Raw genomic sequence first — 3,405 nt, forward strand, 5'->3', positions numbered from 1 at the left:
TCGCCATAGCGGACTCCTCCGGCCTCATGCCTCACCTGACGGAGTACGTCCTGGAGACGGCGCTCGGCCAGGTCGCCAAGTGGCAGGAGCAGGGCCTCAAGGTCCCCGTCGCGGTGAACGTATCGCCGCGCGACGTGCACACCCCCGGCTTCGCCGGTGCGGTCGCGGCGCGTCTGGCACGGCACGGGGTCCCCCCGGGAGCGCTCCAACTGGAAATAACGGAACACGTGCTCCTGGAGGACCCGCAGCGGGCCGCCGACACCCTGGCGGGCCTGACGGGACACGGCGTCAAGATGTCCCTCGACGACTTCGGCACGGGGTACTCCTCGCTGGTGCACCTGCGGCGGCTGCCGGTCAGCGAGCTGAAGATCGACCGCTCCTTCGTGGCGCGGCTCGCGGTGGACAACGAAGACGCCGAGATCGTCCGCTGCACGGTCGACCTCGCGCACTCCCTGGGGCTGCTCGTCGTCGCCGAGGGCGTCGAGGACGACGAGACGTGGGAGCGGCTGCGTGACCTGGGCTGCGACGCGGTCCAGGGCTGGCTCGTCGCCGCGGCCATGCCCGCCGACGAGACGACCGCCTGGCTGCGGGCCCGCGGCTCCCGAGGATGGCGCAGGCCGGTGGACGTCGCCGCGGAGGAAGCAGAGGCGGCGCGCGCGGCCGCAGAGGCCGACGCACTGAAGTAGCCGCGGGCCCGCGGCGGGGGCGTGAACCTCCCCTCGAACGCCGCGGCGCCGGGGCGTGTGCAACCGGGCGGGGCTGCCGCCGGGGAATCCGTTTCACGGGCACGGGGTGTGGCCCCATAGGATTGGGGACACAAACCACACACTCACCCCCAGAGGATCGCCGCATGCCTGGCATTACGCGCGAGGAGGTCGCCCACCTCGCCCGCCTAGCACGTCTTGAGCTGAAGGACGAGGAGCTCGACCACTTCGCCGGACAGCTCGACGACATCATCGGCGCGGTCGCCCGCGTCTCCGAGGTCGCCGACCAAGACGTACCGCCGACCTCCCACCCGCTGCCGCTGACGAACGTCATGCGCGCGGACGAGGTCCGTCCGTCGCTCACCCCCGAGCAGGCGCTCTCCGGAGCCCCGGCCCAAGAGCAGCAGCGTTTCAAGGTGCCGCAGATCCTGGGGGAGGACTAACCACCATGGCGGACAGCAAGATCGACATCATCAGGCTCACCGCGGCCGAGATCGCCGCGAAGGTCGCCTCCGGCGAGCTGACGGCCGTCGAGGTCACCGAGGCCCACCTGGCCCGCATCGAGGCCGTCGACGAGAAGGTGCACGCCTTCCTGCACGTCGACCGCGAGGGCGCCCTCGCGCAGGCCCGCGCCGTCGACGCCAAGCGCGAGAACGGCGAGAAGCTCGGCCCGCTGGCCGGCGTCCCGCTCGCGCTCAAGGACATCTTCACCACCGAGGGCATCCCGACCACGGTCGGCTCCAAGATCCTCGAGGGCTGGATCCCGCCGTACGACGCGACCGTCACGCGCAAGCTGAAGGAAGCCGACGTCGTCATCCTCGGCAAGACCAACATGGACGAGTTCGCCATGGGGTCCTCCACCGAGAACAGCGCGTACGGCCCCACCGGCAACCCGTGGGACCTCACCCGCATCCCCGGCGGCTCCGGCGGCGGCTCCAGCGCCGCCCTCGCCTCGTACGAGGCCCCCCTCGCCATCGGCACGGACACCGGCGGTTCCATCCGCCAGCCCGCGGCCGTCACCGGCACGGTCGGCGTCAAGCCGACCTACGGCGGCGTATCGCGCTACGGCATGGTGGCGTTCTCCAGCTCCCTGGACCAGGGCGGGCCCTGCGCCCGTACGGTCCTGGACGCGGCCCTCCTGCACGAGGTCATCGCCGGGCACGACCAGCTCGACTCCACGTCCATCGACGCCCCGGTCCCGCCGGTCGTCGAGGCCGCCCGCAACGGCTCCGTACAGGGCATGCGGGTCGGCGTCGTCAAGCAGTTCGCCGGCGAGGGCTACCAAGCGGGCGTCGTCCAGCGCTTCCAGGAGTCCGTGGCGCTGCTCAAGGAGCTCGGTGCCGAGGTCGTCGAGCTGGACTGCCCGTCCTTCGACCTCGCGCTCTCCGCGTACTACCTGATCGCGCCCTCCGAGTGCTCCTCGAACCTCGCCCGCTTCGACGCCATGCGCTACGGCCTGCGCGTCGGCGACGACGGCACGAAGTCCGCCGAGGACGTCACCGCGCTGACCCGCGAGGCCGGCTTCGGCGACGAGGTCAAGCGCCGCGTCATCCTGGGCACGTACGCCCTGAGCTCCGGCTACTACGACGCGTACTACGGAAGCGCCCAGAAGGTCCGCACCCTGATCACGAAGGACTTCGAGAAGGCCTTCGAGCAGGTCGACGTGATCGTCTCGCCCGCGACGCCCACCACCGCCTTCCCGATCGGCGAGCGCGCCGACGACCCGATGGCGATGTACCTCGCGGACGTGTGCACCATCCCGTCGAACATGGCGGGCAACGCCGCCATGTCGCTGCCCTGCGGCCTCGCGCCGGAGGACGGCCTGCCCGTCGGACTGCAGATCATCGCCCCGGCCATGAAGGACGACCGCCTGTACAAGGTCGGCGCTGCCGTAGAGGCCGCCTTCGTGGAAAGGTGGGGTCACCCGCTGCTTGAGGAGGCACCGTCACTGTGAGTCCCATGACTGCCAAGGCCAAGGGCTTCAAGAAGTCCAAGCCCGGCGCGTACCTGTCGATCGCCACGACCGCCTTCGGCGCGGTCTCCGTCGTCAAGCAGGCCCGGATGGCCCGCAAGGAGAACGACACGCTCCGGCTCGTCGACGCCGTTGTCTCCGCCGCCGCCATCGCCACCGGCCTCGCTCTGCTCCTGCGTGAGCTGAAGAAGCTCGGCGACGACGACGTCCTGCTGGGTTGAGAGGGAAAGTTTCACCGTGACTGTCACGACTGACCTGGTGTCGTACGAGGAAGCCCTCGCGACGTACGACCCCGTCATGGGCCTTGAGGTCCATGTCGAGCTGGGCACCAAGACCAAGATGTTCTGCGGCTGCTCCACCGAGCTGAAGCAGGACGCCAACAGCCAGACCTGCCCGACCTGTCTCGGACTGCCCGGCGCGCTGCCGGTGGTCAACGAGATCGGCGTCGAGTCCGCCATCAAGATCGGTCTCGCGCTGAACTGCGAGATCGCCGAGTGGTGCCGCTTCGCCCGGAAGAACTACTTCTATCCGGACATGCCGAAGAACTTCCAGACCTCCCAGTACGACGAGCCGATCGCCTTCAACGGCTATCTGGACGTCCAGCTGGAGGACGGCGAGGTCTTCCGCGTGGAGATCGAGCGCGCCCACATGGAGGAGGACACCGGCAAGTCCACGCACGTGGGCGGCGCGACGGGCCGTATCCACGGCGCCTCGCACTCGCTCCTGGAC

General features: G+C 69.9%; 4 protein-coding genes and 1 pseudogene. All 5 read left to right on the forward strand.

Annotated features, from left to right (window positions below; all coding sequences use genetic code 11):
- On the forward strand, positions 1-686 hold a 686-nt coding region (locus ACQKIP_RS43175; RefSeq protein WP_427745517.1), incomplete at its 5' end, for an EAL domain-containing protein.
- A 164-nt stretch (positions 687-850) separates the two neighbouring features.
- The gene (gene gatC / locus ACQKIP_RS43180) at positions 851-1,147 is read left to right on the forward strand and encodes an Asp-tRNA(Asn)/Glu-tRNA(Gln) amidotransferase subunit GatC (RefSeq protein ID WP_016642027.1); all 297 of its coding nucleotides are present in this window, start codon (positions 851-853) and stop codon (positions 1,145-1,147) included.
- 5 nt (positions 1,148-1,152) lie between these two features.
- Complete coding sequence (gene gatA / locus ACQKIP_RS43185) at positions 1,153-2,658, forward strand: Asp-tRNA(Asn)/Glu-tRNA(Gln) amidotransferase subunit GatA (RefSeq protein ID WP_365865733.1); 1,506 nt, start codon at positions 1,153-1,155, stop codon at positions 2,656-2,658.
- Between the two features lie 5 nt (positions 2,659-2,663).
- A complete protein-coding gene (locus tag ACQKIP_RS43190) occupies positions 2,664-2,897 on the forward strand; it encodes a hypothetical protein (protein WP_365865837.1) in 234 nt (77 codons plus the stop codon).
- 16 nt (positions 2,898-2,913) lie between these two features.
- A pseudogene (locus ACQKIP_RS43195) lies at positions 2,914-3,405 on the forward strand (Asp-tRNA(Asn)/Glu-tRNA(Gln) amidotransferase subunit GatB); the annotation flags it as partial.

The sequence above is a fragment of the Streptomyces sp. NPDC059900 genome, from assembly GCF_050270335.1.
Taxonomy (GTDB): domain Bacteria; phylum Actinomycetota; class Actinomycetes; order Streptomycetales; family Streptomycetaceae; genus Streptomyces.